This is a genomic window from Brumicola pallidula DSM 14239 = ACAM 615, assembly GCF_000428905.1.
GTDB lineage: Bacteria > Pseudomonadota > Gammaproteobacteria > Enterobacterales > Alteromonadaceae > Glaciecola > Glaciecola pallidula.
Genome location: NZ_AUAV01000014.1, coordinates 55,509 through 75,436 on the forward strand (window position 1 = coordinate 55,509; position 19,928 = coordinate 75,436).

Here is a 19,928-nt window from a genome sequence, read left to right on the forward strand (position 1 = left end):
TCTTTATTCTGCTTCGCTAATTGGGAATAGTGCATTGTCGATTGACTCGCACAAATTATGGATAACCAGAAGATGTACTTCTTGTATTCTTGCTGTACGTGACGAAGGCACTCTAATTTCAACGTCATTCTCACTTAAGAATCCAGCCATTTCACCGCCGTCTTTACCTGTTAGGGCAACAATTGTCATATCACGACCTAGAGCAGCTTCCATTGCGTTAATGACGTTGCGACTATTACCACTGGTTGAAATTGCGAGTAAAATGTCGCCCGGTTGCCCCAGTGCTTTGATTTGTTTTGAAAATATTTCATCATAGCTATAATCATTAGCAATAGACGTAATTGTTGAGCTATCCGTGGTTAAGGCCATGGCTGGCAGTGAAGGGCGGTCGCGTTCATAACGGTTCAATAGTTCAGATGAAAAGTGTTGTGCATCGCCCGCTGAGCCACCATTACCGCAACTTAAAATTTTGTTGCCATTAATAAGCGCGCGCACCATCATGTTAGCTGCCTTTTCGATTGGAATAGGCAGTTCTTCAGCAGCCGCTATTTTAGTTTGAATGCTTTCGGTAAAACTTTTTCTAATATTATCCAGCATTTAATGCCCCTTAAGTAGTGTCCGTACCATGATTTTTCTGATTGTTATTAACTAATTATACGTTCTTAATCCAGTTTACCTGTTCACCGTCTATGGCGACAACATCTATTCGTAAATTTGTGTGGTGGGTATTCAGTTTCTTTTGTAACAAATAATAATTAATAGTCCTTTCCAGCCGTTTGCGCTTCTTAAAGGTAAAATGCTCGGCTGCACAACCATGACCGTCTGTTGACCTAAACTTTACCTCAACAAAAACCAGCTGTTGCTGATCTAACATTATTAGATCTATCTCTCCGACCTTTGCTTTATAGTTTTGTTCCAAAAATAGAAGTGAATGGTCGAGTAAATATTGTTTTGCCACTTGCTCAGCGTCGTGGCCAATCAAGCTGGCCATGTATTGATAAGATACCAAACTATTAGAAGCCGTCTGCTTGGGTTATTGAGTCATTTTGAATAACCGCACTTGGCAAGCTGCGAGTAACTTGACGCTGATCGTTTACGGTCAACTTACCGGATAAGCCTTTTAAATCGGTATGACTAAAATAAGCCAACTGTTGCATTTTTTCAGAAAACTGGAAAGCGTCGTAGCCAAATGCAAATAAGCGTAAAAACGAACTGGGTGGATTGTTCCAGATATCATCTACCTGTAGCGCAAGTGCGCTATCTCTTTGCGCGGGCATAAGAAATGGCATATCAACAAAAACCAGGTTGCGTAAATCTCGAATACTATTGTTATTAAGTTGATGTTGATAGCTATAAGAGGTAGCGAATACCGGAATAGTTCGCTCTGTAAATAAGCTAATACTAGCCTCTATAATCGGGTTCAACAATTCAACTTGTTGCGGTAAAGCGAAAACCACAAAAGCGTCTACATCTCGTCTATTGCGGGTAACGCTATGCACTGTTTCTGTGGTTAAACTTGTCATTTGACTGATGCGTCTTTGGCTTTGAAGTACATCGAGCGCTGCCGTAATACCAATACGCAATCCTTTATTGTCTGAAAAGGTAACTATTTTGGGAAGCTTTATTTCGTCTAGTCCATTCAACGCTATCCACTGCTGATTGAATGTGTCTATCATTCGACGACTAAGCGACGAGCCATTGCTAATAATAATCGGTGTTCTTATACCCTTTTTTTTCATCAAATTAGCCAGTTGCGTAGCTTCATCTTCTGGTGCTAACGCAAAATATACTTTAGCTGATGTATCGCTCGTGCTCTTAGCTGACTCAGTCATTGGTGCCTCTGTTGACAAACGATTCAAATATACAAGCATTGAATCAGGCAAATTGAAGTCTTTGACTAAGCTCACATGCTCACGCAGTAATGGGCCAATAACGATGTCATACCGCATGAGGCTCTCTGGCGTAATCGCCGGACTGACGAAAGCGTCGTTATCGGAGCCTGTATCTAAAAATCTAATATTTGGAATGGCTTGGCCTGGATCGTTCGCATTAATGTTCTCTAGCTTTGCAAAGTATGCTGTCATAATACCTTGCTTGATAGCATCACCTTGCACCTGGACGCGACCACTCAATGGCAGTAAAACGGCGATATTGCGGACGTCGTTTAATGATTGAGCAAGATATCCTGTGACCCCATTTGGCAAGTCAATAGAAAGAGGATGCGTTGGGTGTTGTAGTCGCCAAAAACCAATCGCTTGTTGTCTACTTGAGTCGGTTAAGCTTTCATCTTCTAGAATGTTAGCTAGGGCCAAATACGGGCGCATAAATACGCTGTTGCTACCCATCGTATTTTGCGCATCTTTCGATGACTTTAAAAACCACTGCCACAAAATATGCTCTGTTGACTTATTTAACGGGCTATCTGCGCTCAATTGTTGGCTTAGCACATTAGCAGCTAAATCCCAGCGCTCATGCAGTGCCGCCAAATGTGCAATAACAACTTCTTTACGCGCCAAAAATTGATTTTCAGTAATGGGTGTAAGCCATGAGATCATCGTATCGATTGGGGTTTTAACCAGCTCCGCGGACAAGCCCGATGCATAATGTTGAATAAGCGCGCACTCTGCTTTTAATAATAACGAATATTGTTGCTGCAGTGGATCTTCTAAAAAAGATTCGATATTTGCAATAATAATATCGGTACGACGACACTCTCTACCTGTTTGAAAGTGTTGAGCTGCACCTAACAGTAAGTTGTTTCGTTGATTTATATCGTTGTTTTTCTGCCATTCAATATTAGCCTCTTGTAATGCGGCTTCTGCACTGTTTAAAATGACGTCTCTAGAGGCCTTTGTTTCTTTTTCAACAGGCTTTTGACTTGCTATTTTTGTTTGACTGGCACAACTTGCCAAAAACAATAAAATGAATGCAACACTCAAATAGGTGCGTAAATTAGAAAATACGTTCACAAGCGCTCTCAAATGACTAGGATATTGATAGTTTACTTAAGCTCAGGCAAATATCTATCTACTTTCACATATTCTGTCCTAAAGTAGGTGTAGAAAGTGTAAAAGTTGCTGTTTAATTTAGTGTAATATTAGCAATGTACAGACAACATTGGGAAAAAATAAAAATGCAGGTTACGAACACATCAGGAACGCTTTATATTGTTCCTACGCCCATAGGTAATTTGTCTGATATTAGCTCTCGTGCGATTGATGTATTAAAACACGTTGATTTAATAGCGGCAGAGGATACTCGGCACACCTCACGCCTGTTATCCCACTATTCTATTGGCACCTCGACTATCTCAATGCATGACCATAATGAAGCCGCTCGCTCGAATCAATTGACCTCTAAACTTATTGAGGGTAAAAATATTGCATTAGTTTCTGATGCAGGTACTCCTTTGATCAGCGATCCTGGTTTTATTTTTGTTCGCGATTGCAGAGAAAAGGGAATACCTATTATTGCTTTGCCTGGTCCATGCGCTTTAACTACAGCGCTGAGCGCATCTGGCTTACCAACTGATAAATTTACCTTTCATGGTTTTTTGCCAGTGAAGCAACAAGCCAAAGCCAATGTTCTCAAATCACTTACTAACTCTGGGTGCACAACGATATTTTATGAAGCGCCTAGGCGTATTCGAGATACTATTGCAGCTTGCAATGAAAGCTTACAAGACGACCATGAAATTGTATTAGCTAAAGAGATAAGTAAAACCTTCGAAACTTATAAGCAGGGCAGTGCCGCAGATGTTCTAGTGTGGTTGGACGCGGATCCAGTTCACCAAAAAGGTGAATTTGTACTGATGATTTACTGCCCTAATAACTTGCAATCGGAAGGCGTATCGCAAGAAGCATTAGGGTTGTTGGCTCTGTTGGCCACAGAATTACCGCTAAAAAAAGCAGCCGCATTAACTGCTGCGCACTATGGTCTTAAGAAAAACGCACTTTATGCGATAGGCTTAGACACTCTCAAATAGGTCTTCAACGCGCTGGCGAAGATCTTCAATTTGGGTAATGTCAGCGGGGGCGATGAAAATAGTGTCATCGCCTGCGATTGTACCAAGAACCCCATCGGTATGGCTCAATGAATCAAGTAACCTGGCAATCAATTGTGCCGCGCCTGGGCTAGTTCGAATAATCACCATTACGTTGTTATGAACGATATCTAACACAAGTTGTTTGAGCGGGCTTTTAGCCGTAGGCATACCTAGTTCAGGTGGTAGGCAGTAAACCATGTCACCGCGCGCATTTCGAGTGCGCACTGCGCCAAACTTACTTAGCATGCGAGACACTTTTGATTGGCTTATATTATCAAACCCCGCCTCTTTTAACGCATTAACAATTTCACCCTGGGAACCGTAACTTTCGGTTTTTAACAGCTCTCTAAATGATTTTACTAGGGCGTCTTGCTTGCTTGATGACATATTGGGTAAAGCCTTGTGTTTTATCTTGGCGTATTTTGCATCAGCGGCACCCTTTTCGCAAACGAATGTGATTAAAAGATGTTGATGAATTGTTGGGTTTGTTAATTTATTGTGAGCTTAAGCGCAAAAAACGAGGATAAGACCATAGGGTGATTGAGATCTTAACGTATATAGATTATTGTGACGCCCGCAATTAAACGCTTTTATTAACAGGAGAATTTTATGAAGGTAGCTGTATTAGGCGCCGCTGGTGGTATCGGTCAAGCATTATCATTGTTATTGAAAACACAATTACCTGCTGGCTCTGAGCTAGCATTGTATGACGTTTCACCGGTTGTTCCGGGTGTTGCTGTTGATTTGAGCCACATCCCAACTGATGTTGCCGTTTCTGGTCATGGTAAAGATGACCTAGCTGAAGCATTGACGGGTTGCGATATTGTTTTAATACCTGCTGGCGTTCCCAGAAAGCCGGGTATGGACCGTTCTGATTTGTTCAACATTAATGCTGGTATCGTTAAAAACCTTATAGAAGCAGTTGCTGATAATTGTCCAAAAGCCTGTATCGGCGTTATTACTAACCCGGTAAATACGACGGTCGCTATTGCTGCTGAAGTCCTAAAAGCGAAAGGCGTTTACGACAAAAATAAATTGTTTGGTGTAACTACATTAGATGTTATCCGCTCAGAAACATTTATTGCAAACCTTAAGGGTTTGAAAACAAATGAAATTCATGTTCCTGTTATTGGTGGCCACTCTGGTACAACTATTCTTCCACTTCTTTCACAAGTTGACGGCGTAAGCTTCACTGATGAAGAAGTAGCAAGTTTAACTACGCGTATTCAAAATGCCGGTACTGAAGTTGTTGAAGCTAAGGCTGGCGGTGGTTCTGCTACTTTGTCTATGGGCCAAGCCGCTGCACGTTTTTGTTTGTCGCTTGTTGCTGCAATGCAAGGCGAAGCGGTCGTTGAATACGCTTATGTGCAAGTAGATGGATCTGATGACGCTGCATTCTTCGCTCACCCAGTGCGCTTAGGCATAAATGGTGTTGAAGAGATTTTACCGTATGGTGATTTAAGCGATTTCGAAGAAAACGCTAAAAACACAATGTTAGAAGGCTTGCGTGGCGATATCAAAATGGGTGTTGATTTCGTTAACGGTTAAGTGCTGCTGTAAATATCAGTTAAGGTATAATAAGCTGGCTAACACTGTTTAATGTTGCCGGCTTTTTTGTTGTTTTTCAGCATTAGTCTGTCAATTAATCTATTAACATATCATCCTAAAAAAACCAATTGGCTTATATTTTCATATACAGTTACTTACTTGGAGTGAATATGCAGATATTTACTGCTGTTTCAGCTTCAGGACATTCAAGAAGTAGTAAGTTCGAAATGTATGACTACTTTAAACTACTCTTAAAGGACATGGCATGTTAAATAAACTAAAAGAATTCTTTCAAAACGAACTCACCTTTAATGCTGCAAAAAGCACCGATGCCGAACAGAAGTATAGTCTAGAACAGGCTTGTGCTTTGCTGTTGATGGAAGTTTCTGGTGCTGATTTTGAGCAGTCGAAGCTTGAAAAAGACAAGATAAAACAGCTGCTACAGGCACTATTTGAGTTATCAGATGAAAAGCTGGATGAGTTATTTGAGCGCAGTAATCAGGCAAGTAAAGACACAACTTCGATGCATCCATTCACATCCATGATCAACGATAATTATGAATATGATCAAAAAGTAAACTTACTGAGTCTGATGTGGAAAGTAGCATTTGTTGATGATAATTTAGACAAATACGAAGAAGCAATGATTCGGAAAATCGCGGATTTGCTATATATATCTCATCGCGACTATATAAAAGTAAAACACATCGCAGAAGAAAAACGGGAATAAGTGACTGTTTGACATGTTTCGGTAGTTAAATTAACTATCGCTTACATTATTTAAGGTCAACTTAAGTATCTCATGAAAAGGTTGAGGTTTATGAATGGCGTAACCTTGCGCATAATCAACTCCCATTTCTTTTAGCATATGTTTAGTTTTATCATGCTCAACGAATTCTGCGATGGTTTGCATTCCCATGATATGACCAATTTGATTAATTGCTTTGACCATAGCGTAGTCTATTTTATCTTCCATCATATCTTTAACAAAAACACCGTCTATTTTGAGGTAATCCACGGGTAGATTTTTCAAATAGCCAAAGGATGAAAGCCCACTACCAAAATCATCTAAAGCAAACCGACAACCAAACTTTTTAAGCTCGATGATGAAATTTTCAGCCAATAAAAGATGTGAGATAGCCGCTGTTTCTGTTATTTCAAAACAAAATCTATTCCCATCTACGCTATACTGCTTCAATTTTGAAATAATAAAATCTAACACGCCCACATCAGTTAACGAATGGCCAGAGAGGTTAATTGAAATGAAATCAACTTCGTCCAGAATACGTGGATTTTCCTCCAGTAAACGAAAGGCATTATCTATCACCCACCGATCGACTTGAACAATTAGATTGTAACGTTCTGCCGCTGGCAAAAACGCACCGGGGGGAACGATTCGACCGTGCTCATCTTGCATTCTAATAAGCAGTTCATAATGCATTTTATCGCTGTTGTTAAGTGACTCGATACTCTGCGCATAGAGACAGAATCGATCTTCGATTAGTGCCTGCTGAATGCGTTTAACCCATTGCATTTCACTGTGTCGTTGAGTTAAATCTTCATCATCAATATGATATACATGAATACGATTACGTCCAGAATCCTTCGCCATGTAACATGCAGCATCGGCGTCTTTTAGTAAACCAGTCAACGTACTTCCGCGGCCTACTATAGGCACTAAACCGATACTCCCAGTCACTCGGAACCTGTGCTCTTCAAATTGAAAATAATAATTTTGAATTTCTGTCTGTAAAAGAGATGCAATCTGATATGCATCTTCAATTGCGCAGTTTGTCATTAATATGCCAAACTCGTCACCGCCCAAGCGCGCTAGAGTATCGCTTGCTCGAATAACCTTTTTTAGCACAACGCTCAGTTGACGGAGCATTTCATCGCCGGCCGCATGCCCACAGGTATCATTAACCACTTTGAACTGGTCAAGGTCGATATAGCACAGTGCATGTTCTGTTTTATCATGCACGTTACTTGTAAGCATTTCTTGAATGAGACGTTTAAATTCTCGGCGATTGAACAGCCCAGTTAAATCGTCATGTGATGACTGATAGCTGAGTTTTTCCTCTATTTTTTTACGTTTAGTTATATCAAGATTGGTTGAGCGCACACCTATCTGTTGATTCTCCTTATCACTGACGGGCATACAGGTATGATTGAACCAAACAGTTGAGCCATCTTTTGATAGTAAACGTAGGTCAAAAGACTCAGGGGTACCATTGTTATTTACGCTGTGCATATGACGCTTCCAGATAGTGATATCATCTGGATGGATAAGCTGATTCATTAAATTAGGCGTGTCATAAAACGTCTGTTGGTCATAACCTGTCAAATCAATGCAGGATGGAGATATATATTCATAGAGGCCATCAGTTGAGCGCAAATAGGTGAACTCTTGTGCTAAATCTGCAATTGCGCGAAATTGTTCGCTCTTATGTTGTAGTTGATACTTAAGCAGTGCTGCGTTGGCTAGCAATGAGCCGATAATTAGGGAAGCTAAAGTGGGCGCAAGAAAAAAAGTAGGGGAAGTATCATCATAAAAAAAGAATGCTTGGATAGATGCAATCGGATATATTATCAGCATAGTCAGAGCGATGTATTTGATGAATATATGAAAAGTGGGGCGTCCTATTTCGTTATGAAATAGCCTATTTAATAACGAATGGCTGGCCAATACGACTACCTCTTTAACTTTGCAGCTTAATAACGGTGAATCATCAATGGTTACTAACTTTAGCACTACTTAAAATTATACGCTACCCAAATGTTTCGATGGGCCATATATTCTAAGCTCTATGCCTTTTTTGCTTCTACTAGCGCAAGTAGCGCTTTTACCTCGTCAGCCCATTCGCCGGGATGGACACTGTTTCCTTCTCGATTATTTATTTGGGAGTATTTCTTCACTTCTTTGGTGAAATCGTTCATTGATATTTCTAAACTTAGTTTGAAAGCTTGTTCTGCAGAAACCCCTTGATTTTGTAACTGTAAAAATTTGGCGGTATTTCTACAATAACTAGGAAAACCGTTGTGAGCGCCAAGGGTCACAAAATGGATTGTTAGCCAAGCCTATACACACGAACTCGTCTCGAATGATCATGGTTGAGAATAATTCGGCAAGACCTTTGTTATACCAAGAGGCATATCGAATAGGTATAACCGAATGCATTAAAAAGTGAACATATTCATGGAATTATTTTTCCCGGTAACCGCCTTTATCTCCAGTTGGACCAATCACCGAGTAAGATCCATATCTTGCTTGTTGAAAAAACCACCAGTTCTGCGGTTTTCGACAAAGGCTTTGAATAAAGATTCTGATTTAAAGAAGTAGGCTCCTACCACGGGTAATTCTTTGGACATGTTGCCTTTTTGTAAATTGATAACGACGGAGCTAAATATTTCAAAGTCATCAAGAAAAGCCCTTGCTTTTTCGTCTTTGTAATCGGTGCACAGCAGCATATGATCAGAACTGTATCGCTTCCATTCATCGAACTTACCGGCGTGGTTTTTATTGCAATCTGGCTGCCGTTCATAATCCGTCTGACCGTTGCCTTCGATCCCGCTACCCCGATGACTTTAGCCGTACCCAATCAGGGTGATTCAGGTTTCTTTCAAGCTGACGGGTGTATTAGCTTCGTTGGTCAAAAAAAAGCCACTCGTTTTTATGCGAGCGGCTTTACCACAATATAACTGGATTACTTAGTAGGTGAATCGAGCTTGCAAGTACCAAGAGCCGCCATTAAAACCAAATGGACTTGACTCTGAATACAACTGCCCTGAACCTCCTGCACCAGGATTCTTTTCAGGGTAGGCATCAAGAAGATTATCTGCCCCGAGCACAAATTCGAGCTGTTCGCTGAATTGATAGGCAACTTGCGCATCAATTAGCACTTGTGCACCAATTCCATTTACACCATTTCCAGTATCATCCCATCCGCCATAATAATTTGCGCGTAATAATGTTCTGATATTCCCTTCGGTGTGCGACCACGATACGTTAGCTCGCGTATTAGGTAGTAAATCCTCAATTGCTGCAACTCGCCCTGCGCCGATAGGATTGACTGTTCCAACACTATCTACTTCGGTCTTGTTATAGTTGGCTGCAACGGTGACCCTAGAATCACCACCCCACAAATCAAAGGAAATATTACCAACAACATCTATGCCTGTGGTTGTGGTGCCAAAGCTGTTAGAGAAAAATCTAAATTGTGATAGATCATCTAGCCCAACAAATTGCTGACGATCGATAATACCTTGTGCATCTAAGCTCGTCAGCGCCTCGGATACTGTTGCGAAGTTAGATCCTGATGGAGCAGCAAATGTGAGTGCTTCAAGAAAGTCTACATTAGCACCAAGAGCAACTCGGTCGGTTAACTCAATATTGTAGTAATCAATCGTCCAAGTTGAACCTGCGAGGTTAAAGCCGACACCAATTGCAAAGTTTTGTGCATCCTCGGTTCCAAGTTCTGGTCGGCCATTTCCTGCACTCTCTATAAAGTTAGAAGCTAACTGCCCTGCTGCCGAAGAAAGCGGCAACGTACCTTGATCGACAAGTACGCCCTGAACGTTTTGCGTAGTTACATTTGTTATATTTGCTTGACCCGCTGTAGGAGCGTGGAATCCAGAAGAGATCGCTCCACGAATTCTAAAGTCATCACTGAAATGGTAAATACCGGCAATTTTATAATCTGTAGTATTTCCAAATTCACTAAAATCTTCAGCTCTGAGAGCAACTGCAAGCGTTACCTTTTCGGTAATGTCAGCTTCAATATCAATATAAAAAGCCGTACTGTCTTGAGATGCAGATGTATCTGCTGGAAAACCACCGAAGCCATTCGAGCTTGATGAAAAGCCCTGACTAGCTAATGGACCAAGTGCGTAAGAGGCTTCGTCACCAGCAAACAGGTCAAACTCTTCTTCTCTATATTCTGTACCAAAAGCGATGTTTACGTCCGATTCGAGACCAGCATCAATCCGATACACGAAGTCTAGCTTAAACTGGGTTTCAGTTTGTTCCTGACCACCGGGCACGAAATCTCTAGGCGTGGCAGGACCAAGAGACGCATTAATGGTATTTCGAATGAAGAAATCGGTTCTGTTCGAACCGCGCTGAGCACTCGCATCATAAAATAAACCGGTGCCTATCTTAAGTTCGCCACGAATACCGACAGCAATAGCCATATCTTCGTTATTACCACCGAACCTAGGCACAAATCCACCTGGAATAGTGTTAATAAATGAGAAACAGTTATCGTCAGCAGCTACCTGTGCAAGAAAATTTGGATCAGGGAACACATTGCCTTCGCCACCAATAGGGATACCTGCAATACAAGAACCACCAACACCAAGACCATCAAGGTCACCTACTAATACAGAGTGAACTCCATCAGGGTCAGCAAGACCAGTTAATGGATCAACTCTTGGACCTCGGTAAACGCCTCCACGCTGACTTCCATCAGTCACGGGGTTACGGTAAAAGAAACCACCGGTGACTTCTCTTTCACCGTAGTTACCAAACATATAAATTTCTGCAACCTCACTAATTTCGAATGCCGAGTTGATAAACAACTTTACGTCGCCCTCCACATCCGGTTGGCCCCAGTATTGTGGGACATCGCCTGTGTAATTATTAATTGTTTGAAAATCAAAAGCTGGCGTGTAACCGGCAGAAACCATACCCGCAACATCGTCTCGCACAACCGACCTTATTGTACCTTCAACATCCTTTATTTCGGCGGTCAAGTTTACAAAACCACTATCACCGAGGGGTAATCCGGCGTTTGCGGATATCGTATAGTTATTACCGTCACCCTCATAAGTTGAGCCATAGCGTGCTGAAACTTCAAAGCCCTCTGAATTATCTTTTAAGATAAAGTTAATGACACCTGCGATAGCATCTGAACCATACTGTGAAGATGCACCATCTCGCAGCACTTCAACCTGTTTTATTGCCATTGATGGGATTGCAGATATATCGACCCCTTGAGCTCCATCAGAAATACCACCACCAAGGAAAGAAATTATAGAACCTCTGTGACGACGTTTTCCGTTTACTAACACTAAGACGTTATCCGGAGAGAGTCCGCGCAGGTTTGCTGGTCTTACAATCGTTGCTGCGTCACTTATTGGTTGGGTGTTAATGTCGAAAGAAGGGACTGCCGTACGCAACATATCTTGAATGTCGGACGAAGAGTTTATACGCAATTCATCGCCACTTATTATATCTACAGGGACAGGTGAATCAGCCGCCGAACGGTCCATCATCCTAGTTCCTGTTACAATGACTTTCTCGATGGTACTTTCTTCTTGTGCCGATGCTTGAATTGGCATTGTAGCCATCAATGCAACTGAAATCGCCATCGCAATTTCACTCTTCTTCTTAAGCTTATTTTTTTTGTGGGACATTATCATCATGTTTTTTCTCTATTTATTAGCGTAATAAGCTAAAAAGCCATCGTAGTGCCAAGACAATGGTCTTGGCGAATTATATAACCTAGTAATAGTGTTCAACGGAGCCAAATAAGTTTTGATTGCTTATCAGCCTCTATTTGTGTCATTCATGTTATTACTTTAAATTTAAGACAGTATTTGAAACTGCAAGGTCGCCACAACTAAGGGCACAGCTCTATAATTAAAGCATTATTTTTGCCAACTTTTTATTTTGTATTTTCTGCATATAAATCAATTGATTATATAATAAAGTGCAGCTTTAAATTATGTATGCATTGGATGAAATGCACTGTAATGGACTAATTGCACCAATAAAGAGCTCAATTTTACTTAGAAACTTTAAAGTGGTCGAGCACGTTAATGTTGAAGCCGTTTATTTTTGCCTGTATGTTTTCTATACTTAGCGGATCTAAACGCAAAATGCATAAATTTGGATCGACATCAGATTATTGTTATTTACAAAATAGGTCAGTAGGAGGAAAATTTGTTGATTAAAAATAACCTTAAATTACTTAGTGTACTGGGGTTTAGTTTGATGTTGGTGTCTTGTACTAAGAATGATGTTAATGCATCAGCAACGCTTTCAGAATGCATTCGTGCTGATATGGTGCTTTACAATACCAAAATTTACACTGCAAACGACGCGCAGTGGACAGCTGAAGCGACAGCAGTACTGGGCGATAAAATTATATTTGTGGGAACAAACGCCGAGGCTGTCAACTACATGTGCGGTGGTGCACAGATAATGAACATGGCCGGGAAATATGTATACGCAGGTTTTACCGATAGTCACCAACACGTGGAAGGTGTTGGACAGCGTCCAAAAACGTTAAGTCTTTTTGGTATTAAGTCACTGAAAGAAACCGTGGACGCCATTAAAGCCTTCTCAATAAAAGTACCTGTAAATGAATGGGTTCAAGGGCGCGGCTGGATTGAACGAGAATGGATAGATGAACAAAGATTCCTTAGCAAACATGACGTGGATCCATTTACCTCGGATAAGCCTCTATTTATGCCACGCGCGGACGGCGTGTCAGCGCTTGTTAATTCCAAAGCACTCGAGCTTGCAGGTATTACTAAAGATTCTCCTGACCCAGTTGGAGGCAAGTTTGAGCGTAACGCAGACGGCACCCCCAACGGCTATATTCTCGCTTCGGCAATGGATATTTTCCGAGATATTATCCCGCCAAAAACACGCGAATATAAAAAAGACAGTTTGGTACAAGGAATGTATGAGAACGCCAAGGTTGGCTGGACAAATACTCAAGACGCTGGCATGCCTTACGTTAACGTTGAGATAATAAAAGAGATCCACGCAGAAGGAAATATGTCTACGCGTATTTACGCGGCGGCAAATGTTATAGAGGCGGCAACAATGCTTAAGCGTGGACGCGAGACAACGCCCGACAATATGTTCGATTTACGCGGTATTAAAGTTTATATCGATGGCACTCTTGGTTCGCGAGGTGCAGCGCTTCTTGAAAATTATACAGATGCCCAACATAACGGATTTATGAACCGCACCACGAAAGATGACCTTGACCCGATTTTACGTGAGGCATTACGTAATGGTATTCAGATCCAAACCCACGTAATTGGGGATCGGGCCGTTCGGTCAGTATTGGATTGGTATGAAGAAGCGTTCAATGCTGTGCCCAAATCTGAATGGGCGGTGGCTGACCCAAGATGGAGACTCGAACATGTACAAATTATTCCTGCCCAAGACCAAGCACGCCTTGTTAGTCTAGGTATTCTTCCATCTATGCAACCAAGTCACGGCATAGGTGATCTTAACTTTGCACCAGATAGACTTGGTCCGGACCGTCTTGGTTATGCTTACCCATGGCAGCAATTGGTTGATCGCGGATTGATGATACTTGGGGGATCTGACGCGCCAGTGGAACTTGGTGATCCACGTATTGAGTTTTACGCGGCTATCGCTCGTAAAAGGCTCGATGGAACATCAGGAGAAGGATGGCATCCGGAACTCGCAGTAAACCGCGAAACAGCCCTTAAGATGTTCACTATTTGGCCTGCTTACGGTGCATTTCAAGAAGATATTCGTGGCTCCGTAGAAGTCGGCAAATACGCTGATTTTACAATATTTGACCGAGATTGGCTTACGGTTCCAGAAGCAGATATTTTGACATCAGAAAACCTAATGACCATTGTAGGCGGAAAGATTACTTATCAAAAATAGAGGCGACATGGTCGCTAATATAAAAGCTAGGTAGAAAATGAGAGCGAGTTATCGATTATGATGCTGAAATTAAAATGGAGAGTAACTCCGATACTCAAATACGACTTTCCTTGAGAGTACTACAGGTATCTAATCGCAAAATAGGGGCAAGCTTTTGATAAAGCAGAGTAGGGCAGTTGATCTGCTCTACTCTTATATGAAGTCGATATTATTAGCGAAATTTAATGTAAAGGTCCTTGCTGTCGGGTTCTGGTGTTCTTGAACAATCGATAATCATTAATAATTAACGCTTGTGCTGTCTCTATCTATTTATTGTGCCTTCAAATTGAGATCTGCTCGCAGTCGCAAAACCACTTTACGCTCAAATACCTTAATTTGAGTATTTAGTAAGTCCAGTTGTTGCTCATATTCTGCGCCATCTAGCTGCTGCATTAATACTAATGCGGCGTAAGCATTGTACTGATTATGATAGTTAACCCAAAAACCCAATTGATTTGGACGCTCAATAAGCGATAATAGCTTTGGCAGGGCTTGCTCTATCAACAAGGGCCGAGATGATAGCAAGGCATTTTGCAATGGTACTAAACTAAAAAATCGAGTGGTTTTAATGGTGACCTGATTGATTAGTTGTCGCACAATATCAGGGTCTTCTTCGTGTTCAATAAAGCTTAAGTAGCTTTGCCAAAACCTGGCGTCGGGGGAATCGCCATATAGCGACGCGGTATGTGCAAACCATCTATCAGCTTGCTCAGGCATGCCGGCCTTGTTGTATAGCAGTGCCAAGTAAATGCTATTTACTGGAGAGCCATCGTCAATTTGTAAACAGGTTCTCATTGCCTCAATAGCTTCTGAAACCTGTCCCATTTGATTTAGTATTTTAGCCTTCCATACATAAGCCCAAGTGTAATTGCTATCAATATTGATGGCGTGATCGACTGCTGCCAGTGCTTTGGTCATCTCATTACGCCAAAAGTGCACAATGGCTTTGTTTACATTTAGCCACGGCGATAGAGCATCTATCTGCAGCGCCTTATCAGCATAAGTCAGCGCCACGTCAAACTGATTCTTAGCCAAGGCTAACTCTGAATAAACATATAGGCCTCTGGTGTTTGCGGCGTCAACACTCAACACTTTATCGATCAATTGCTGCGCGGCGTCAAACGCCAAGTCTTCAATAGATAATAAGGCGCCAGCAAGAAGGGCGTTAATGTCATTAGGATCAAGTTGTAAGGCTTTATCAATAGCCGCAGTGGCTTTTGTAACAGCAACAGTCTTGCCCATGTAGATATCATGATAATTATATCTCGCGTAGATAAAAGCTAAACTGCCATATGCCGCGGCAAAATTTGGTGCCAGTTCAGTTGCTCTTAAGAACGATGCTTCGGCTCGGGAAAACCACTCGCTGGTTTTTCCATTCATCCACCAGTAGTTTCCCTGAAGATAGGCGCGGTAAGCATTGATATCCACGCTGTCGGATGCGCTTGTGAAATTTGTTTGTGTGTTTTGTCCGAATAATTGTGCATTAATATCTGAGACGATCCTAGTGTTTAATGTTAGCAGTTGTTGCATGTCATCTTCATACACTTGTGACCAAACCACGTTTTTACTCTGTTTTTCGACCAAGCGCACTAAGAATCGAATACGCTCATTGGCTTCAGTAATGCTGCCTTCTACCCAATACTCAAGGTTTAACTGCTCAACTAATGAATTTACAGCACTGTTTTCGTCGGCAAGGGCAAGAGCAGAATAATGCGCCAACACGGTAACCTTATCTGACTTGGCCAAAGTAATTGACAGCTCCTCTGGAAGCATCTCCGCCAGATAGTCATTACGCTCATCGCCGGTAAGATTACGCCATGGTAAAAATGCGATAGTCGTTTCTGTGGTTGTACTATTTTTTTTAATATCTTGAGTCAGCACCTCAGGTGTCGATCCCTGTTGCTCGGAAGTTTCCGGTAATAAAGCAAATATTAGTAGAGAAAGTAGTAAACCCGACATTATAATTGCCGCCACTTTAAGTTTATTAAAGGGTGAGGTTAAGCCTGATGCTGCACTATTTTTTGTGCTGAGCTTAATAAATTCTTGTCTGCTTAGCCAAGTGATATCTGCCGATAGGCGGTAACCTTTTTTAGGGACCGTTTGGATTATTTGCCGAGTTTTACTATCGTTGAAGTTTAGGCGAAGCTGCGAGATGATTCGTGTGAGGGCATCGTCTATCACCACGCGCCCATGCCATACTTGGTCCATTAATTCTTGTCGACTAACGGTCTCGCCAGCACATAAAGCAAGCTGATAAAGCACATGCATGGCTTTAGGCTCTAGGTGACGGCTTTGGTCATCATAAAATACTCTATGATCGCCCACATCAACGCAGTAGTCACCTAAACGAAAATAACCATTCTCAGGTAGCACTTGTTCAGTCAATTATCTGATCCCACTTAATTATCACCTTAGTATTTTAGCCGATAAACACCAATATCGGTTTTTCATCACAATTTCATCGGCTTTTTATCTGTTGTTCCTCAGGAGTTTTTCCTAATGGCTAACCATACTGTTGAAATACTTGCGGTGCAAGCAAGTCGCAGAAGTAAGCGTGAATCAACAGACATGAATCACTAACGGTTAGCGTTAACCACCCGTTCAAGCATAAAAGGTAGAACATGATGAAAATAGCAATCAAAACATTCTCTCCAGCCGTCTTAGCCATGCTGATGATAATGCCACTAAGCCAAGCTTCAGCAATTGATGTAACTGCAGATTCACAACTGATGGTGAAAACCAGCGTCGCTGAAGTCATCGGTGTGCGAGAAATTGAAGCAGGTAAATTTGAACAAGGGATCCGTAAAAGCAAAGCGACTTTAGCCAAGATTACAATCGCGTCTTTACGTAAACCACTTCTAGACAATCTGTGCGTAGCGACCTTAGCCATTAAAGACATGGCACAGGCAAACCAATATTGCCATGCGGCAGTTAACACAGGAAAAGCTTCCGCTATTTCTTACAATAATCGTGCAATGATGCATTATGTTCTGGGCAATATAGAAGCCAGTCTTGAAGACTTAGATGAAGCCAGTAGATTTGATAGTTTTCAAAACATGGTGGGAAACAATTTAAGGATAGTTAATCAGCACAACATGCTGAGCAAAAATTAAGGCTTGATGAGCGAACAAGATTTATCGTTCATCAAGATTAGGATTTGTTTAAAGCAGCGATACCTTTGTTTTTCTTAACAAACAAAGGTATCGTCAACATAATCCTACAGCGTTTTTCTTTTAGCCGGTTCTAAATACCTTTTTCGACTTAAACTACCCTAAGAACAGAACCATTCTGCACAAAAATACTGCAATATATTGGTAATCTATCGCAATCCACAGTTAAGATTTGAAACTCAAGGTTAAATCAAACAAGCCTTCAAAATAAGCCATCATATTAACTATACAAAACCGTATTTTGTAGATTTAACTAGCATTAGGCGATAATATTACGCACATAAAATAGAGCGGATTTTTGATTATGTACGCAGAGTTTCATCGCGCAAAAGCGCCACTAATTATTATTGAGTTTACCGGTGAAAAGGCTAACGCGAAAAACTTTGATGCCTACCTTAAAGGTTTAGAAGAGAGCTATGCGGCCAAGGAAAAAATCGCTTTGGTATTTGATGCTCGCCGAGCGCTTGACTTGAACCCGCGATACCAATTAAAGCAAGCCCAGTGGTTACGACAGAATAAAAAGCTAATCGAGGGCTATTGCCAAGGTGTGGCCTACGTAACTCCGAATAGCTTTTTAAGGAATATGCTGGGCTTAATTTTTAAAGTGCAACCTAGCCCTGTGCCCTTTCAGGTGTTCGAAACCTTTACTGCGGGTTTAGCCTGGGCTGATGCACAACTGAAACATATCTAAGAACAGTGAGCGACAGTCTGCGTGAATATAACTAAACATCGTTGCCGGCGACTGTTAAGATAGCGCTTCGTTATATGAGTGCGGTTTATTCGTTAATTTTATTGATTCGTTTTTAGGTTATCCATGGCTATTCCATTACCACCCAAGTTAGAAAAATATTTTAATCGCCTGTCGATAAAGAGTCGGTTTTTTAACAAACTTCTTAGTTTCTTCTTTATGCCTTTTGTGTTCAAAAGTGGCCTAAAAATGAATTTCGTCGAAGACGATTACTACGCGATCTTACCCAAACGGCGCATGAACGTGAATTGGTATGGCACAATATCTGGCGGCGCCATCTTGGGTAACTCAGAACTCGCGGCTGGTTCTTATCTGTTTATGTTGACCAAGGGCGAATATCGTATGATTTGCACTCGCTTGAACTACCGCTTTTTATTACCGAGTATCGACGCAATTATGTACAAAGCATCTGTTGATTTAGAGGAACTGGCTGAGAAAATCAAGGCGGGTGGTAAATTCAATATTGAGATGACGATCAAAGTGTTCAGAACTAACAAAAATAAAGCCACCCGACGCATTGGTTCGGGTACCATCAGCTTTCATATGTGGCCTGTGGGTACGTAATCTTGTCAACGACATTACAATACAGTTTCTATTTAGCCTGCTCATGGTTATGGTGTCTGGGTGGATTTTTCCCGTTAATACTGGGCCGTGATTACGGTTGGCCAGCGCTAGCCGCTTTCACTGTCTTTAATGTGGGCGGTGCAATATCAATGGGGTACTACTTCAAACAGCGTGCGCAGCAGCAAACCTTTGAAAACAAGCATAAGCCCGCGATTGCAGTTTTCTCGTATGTAACCATAGCCTACCAATTGTTTTTTGTAGCGTGGCTTGGTGTTGCTGTAGATCAACCTATGTTACTGGCTGCAGTGCTGGCCATTGCGTTTGTCATTTACCACAGTAAAGGCGTTATTACCTATTGGGCCTTGGCATTTTACCTCCTATCGATTGGTTTATTTATCGGCTTTTTGGGCAGTGATTGGCCGCCTGTCGACCTTAGTGCAAGAGGCTACTGGCCGCATACTTTGCTTCCGCTTGCCATTGGCTTTATATTTTCGCCGTATTTAGATATTACCTTTCATCGCGCTTACCGCGACAGTAGTAATCCCAAGTTAAGTTTTACTATCGGTTTTGGTATATTATTTTTGACCTTGCTCGGATTTGTATTTTGTTATGCGGGCAGCTTAGGTGACGTGTTCTTTAATCAAGCAATACCCGCGGCTATTATTTATCCTGTGATTGGTTTCTTGATTCTGCAAATCGCATTTACTATCGCAGCGCATTGTAGCGAGTTAAGTACTCAGCAGTATCTCAAGCCTTCTCTGTTAGTTAGCACAATAGGGGCGTTTTCAGTGATTGCAGTTGGGTTATTAACACTGGTTAAAGACACTATCATTCCATGGGGCGATTTACCGCTAGAAGAAACCCTGTATAAAAGTTTTTTGTTCTTTTACAGTCTAGTGTTCCCATTATATTTGTTACTGGGGAAGTCAAAATCGACCTATATTTGGGTCATAGGAATATGCACACCGGCTTACTCTGTTGGTTTTTTGATGGGTGGGGAGTATAGTTTTAGTTTAACTATCGGTGTTGCTATTATGGCTACAGTCTTGGTATTTAAAAGCCAAACAAAAGTATAGGCCGCTTTTGCGGCCTATTTCATAATGTATATGGTTACTTCTGAGTCTTCATGCGGCAAACATCAAATTGACAATCTTG

Annotated in this window: 18 protein-coding genes; 9 read left to right on the plus strand and 9 right to left on the minus strand. The window is 41.5% G+C overall.

What is annotated here, in order from left to right:
* Nucleotides 1–3: 3 nt before the first annotated feature.
* From G399_RS0105770 to G399_RS0105780, 3 genes are read right to left on the minus strand one after another with little or no spacing between them, the layout of a single operon-like run.
* Entirely contained in the window at nucleotides 4–597 is a 594-nt protein-coding gene (locus tag G399_RS0105770) for a phosphoheptose isomerase (RefSeq protein ID WP_006011729.1), read from the minus strand.
* Nucleotides 598–652: 55 nt separating this feature from the next.
* The gene (locus G399_RS0105775) at nucleotides 653–991 is read right to left on the minus strand and encodes a YraN family protein (RefSeq protein ID WP_006011732.1); all 339 of its coding nucleotides are present in this window, start codon (nucleotides 989–991) and stop codon (nucleotides 653–655) included.
* Nucleotides 992–1,013: 22 nt separating this feature from the next.
* Nucleotides 1,014–2,969 carry a penicillin-binding protein activator gene (locus G399_RS0105780; RefSeq protein WP_006011735.1) on the minus strand — a complete coding sequence of 652 codons (1,956 nt, stop codon included), beginning with the start codon at nucleotides 2,967–2,969 and terminating at the stop codon, nucleotides 1,014–1,016.
* A 164-nt stretch (nucleotides 2,970–3,133) separates the two neighbouring features.
* On the opposite strand from G399_RS0105780, the gene rsmI reads away from it, so the two are divergent.
* Nucleotides 3,134–3,985: a 16S rRNA (cytidine(1402)-2'-O)-methyltransferase gene (gene rsmI, locus G399_RS0105785; protein ID WP_006011737.1), complete on the plus strand. Its 852-nt coding sequence runs from the start codon at nucleotides 3,134–3,136 to the stop codon at nucleotides 3,983–3,985.
* Here the strand turns inward: rsmI and argR are convergent.
* Nucleotides 3,968–4,432: a transcriptional regulator ArgR gene (gene argR, locus G399_RS0105790; protein WP_006011739.1), complete on the minus strand. Its 465-nt coding sequence runs from the start codon at nucleotides 4,430–4,432 to the stop codon at nucleotides 3,968–3,970. The genes rsmI and argR overlap by 18 nt on opposite strands.
* Before the next feature lie 222 nt (nucleotides 4,433–4,654).
* Between argR and mdh the strand changes: the two genes are divergently transcribed.
* Nucleotides 4,655–5,593: a malate dehydrogenase gene (mdh, locus tag G399_RS0105795; protein WP_006011741.1), complete on the plus strand. Its 939-nt coding sequence runs from the start codon at nucleotides 4,655–4,657 to the stop codon at nucleotides 5,591–5,593.
* Nucleotides 5,594–5,858: 265 nt separating this feature from the next.
* Nucleotides 5,859–6,323, plus strand: a complete 465-nt coding sequence (locus tag G399_RS0105800) for a tellurite resistance TerB family protein (RefSeq protein WP_006011744.1) — start codon at nucleotides 5,859–5,861, stop codon at nucleotides 6,321–6,323.
* Nucleotides 6,324–6,353: 30 nt separating this feature from the next.
* Here the strand turns inward: G399_RS0105800 and G399_RS0105805 are convergent, their stop codons facing one another.
* From G399_RS0105805 to G399_RS0105815, 3 genes are all read right to left on the minus strand, one after another.
* Entirely contained in the window at nucleotides 6,354–8,345 is a 1,992-nt protein-coding gene (locus G399_RS0105805) for a putative bifunctional diguanylate cyclase/phosphodiesterase (RefSeq protein ID WP_154658912.1), read from the minus strand.
* Between the two features lie 53 nt (nucleotides 8,346–8,398).
* A complete protein-coding gene (locus tag G399_RS22730) occupies nucleotides 8,399–8,530 on the minus strand; it encodes a hypothetical protein (RefSeq protein WP_006011748.1) in 132 nt (43 codons plus the stop codon).
* A gap of 306 nt (nucleotides 8,531–8,836) precedes the next feature.
* Nucleotides 8,837–9,061 carry a hypothetical protein gene (locus G399_RS0105815; RefSeq protein ID WP_006011750.1) on the minus strand — a complete coding sequence of 75 codons (225 nt, stop codon included), beginning with the start codon at nucleotides 9,059–9,061 and terminating at the stop codon, nucleotides 8,837–8,839.
* Here G399_RS0105815 and G399_RS0105820 point away from each other — a divergent pair, their 5' ends adjacent.
* Nucleotides 9,062–9,292, plus strand: coding sequence for a hypothetical protein (locus G399_RS0105820; protein ID WP_006011752.1), 231 nt, complete (start codon nucleotides 9,062–9,064; stop codon nucleotides 9,290–9,292).
* Between the two features lie 9 nt (nucleotides 9,293–9,301).
* Here the strand turns inward: G399_RS0105820 and G399_RS0105825 are convergent, their stop codons facing one another.
* A complete protein-coding gene (locus G399_RS0105825) occupies nucleotides 9,302–12,016 on the minus strand; it encodes a TonB-dependent receptor plug domain-containing protein (RefSeq protein ID WP_085949247.1) in 2,715 nt (904 codons plus the stop codon).
* 523 nt (nucleotides 12,017–12,539) lie between these two features.
* Here G399_RS0105825 and G399_RS0105830 point away from each other — a divergent pair.
* Nucleotides 12,540–14,252 carry an amidohydrolase gene (locus G399_RS0105830; protein ID WP_034896390.1) on the plus strand — a complete coding sequence of 571 codons (1,713 nt, stop codon included), beginning with the start codon at nucleotides 12,540–12,542 and terminating at the stop codon, nucleotides 14,250–14,252.
* Between the two features lie 309 nt (nucleotides 14,253–14,561).
* On the opposite strand, the gene G399_RS0105835 is transcribed toward G399_RS0105830, so the two are convergent.
* Nucleotides 14,562–16,676 carry a winged helix-turn-helix domain-containing protein gene (locus G399_RS0105835; protein WP_006011761.1) on the minus strand — a complete coding sequence of 705 codons (2,115 nt, stop codon included), beginning with the start codon at nucleotides 16,674–16,676 and terminating at the stop codon, nucleotides 14,562–14,564.
* A 236-nt stretch (nucleotides 16,677–16,912) separates the two neighbouring features.
* Between G399_RS0105835 and G399_RS0105840 the strand changes: the two genes are divergently transcribed.
* The 4 genes from G399_RS0105840 (at nucleotide 16,913) to G399_RS0105855 (ending at nucleotide 19,849) form a co-directional block, all read left to right on the plus strand.
* Nucleotides 16,913–17,404 carry a hypothetical protein gene (locus G399_RS0105840; protein WP_006011764.1) on the plus strand — a complete coding sequence of 164 codons (492 nt, stop codon included), beginning with the start codon at nucleotides 16,913–16,915 and terminating at the stop codon, nucleotides 17,402–17,404.
* 361 nt (nucleotides 17,405–17,765) lie between these two features.
* On the plus strand, nucleotides 17,766–18,152 hold the full coding sequence (locus tag G399_RS0105845) for an STAS/SEC14 domain-containing protein (protein ID WP_006011767.1): 387 nt from the start codon (nucleotides 17,766–17,768) through the stop codon (nucleotides 18,150–18,152).
* A 123-nt stretch (nucleotides 18,153–18,275) separates the two neighbouring features.
* Nucleotides 18,276–18,773, plus strand: coding sequence for a hypothetical protein (locus tag G399_RS0105850; protein ID WP_006011769.1), 498 nt, complete (start codon nucleotides 18,276–18,278; stop codon nucleotides 18,771–18,773).
* A 2-nt stretch (nucleotides 18,774–18,775) separates the two neighbouring features.
* Nucleotides 18,776–19,849: a hypothetical protein gene (locus G399_RS0105855; RefSeq protein WP_006011771.1), complete on the plus strand. Its 1,074-nt coding sequence runs from the start codon at nucleotides 18,776–18,778 to the stop codon at nucleotides 19,847–19,849.
* Nucleotides 19,850–19,928 lie beyond the last annotated feature (79 nt).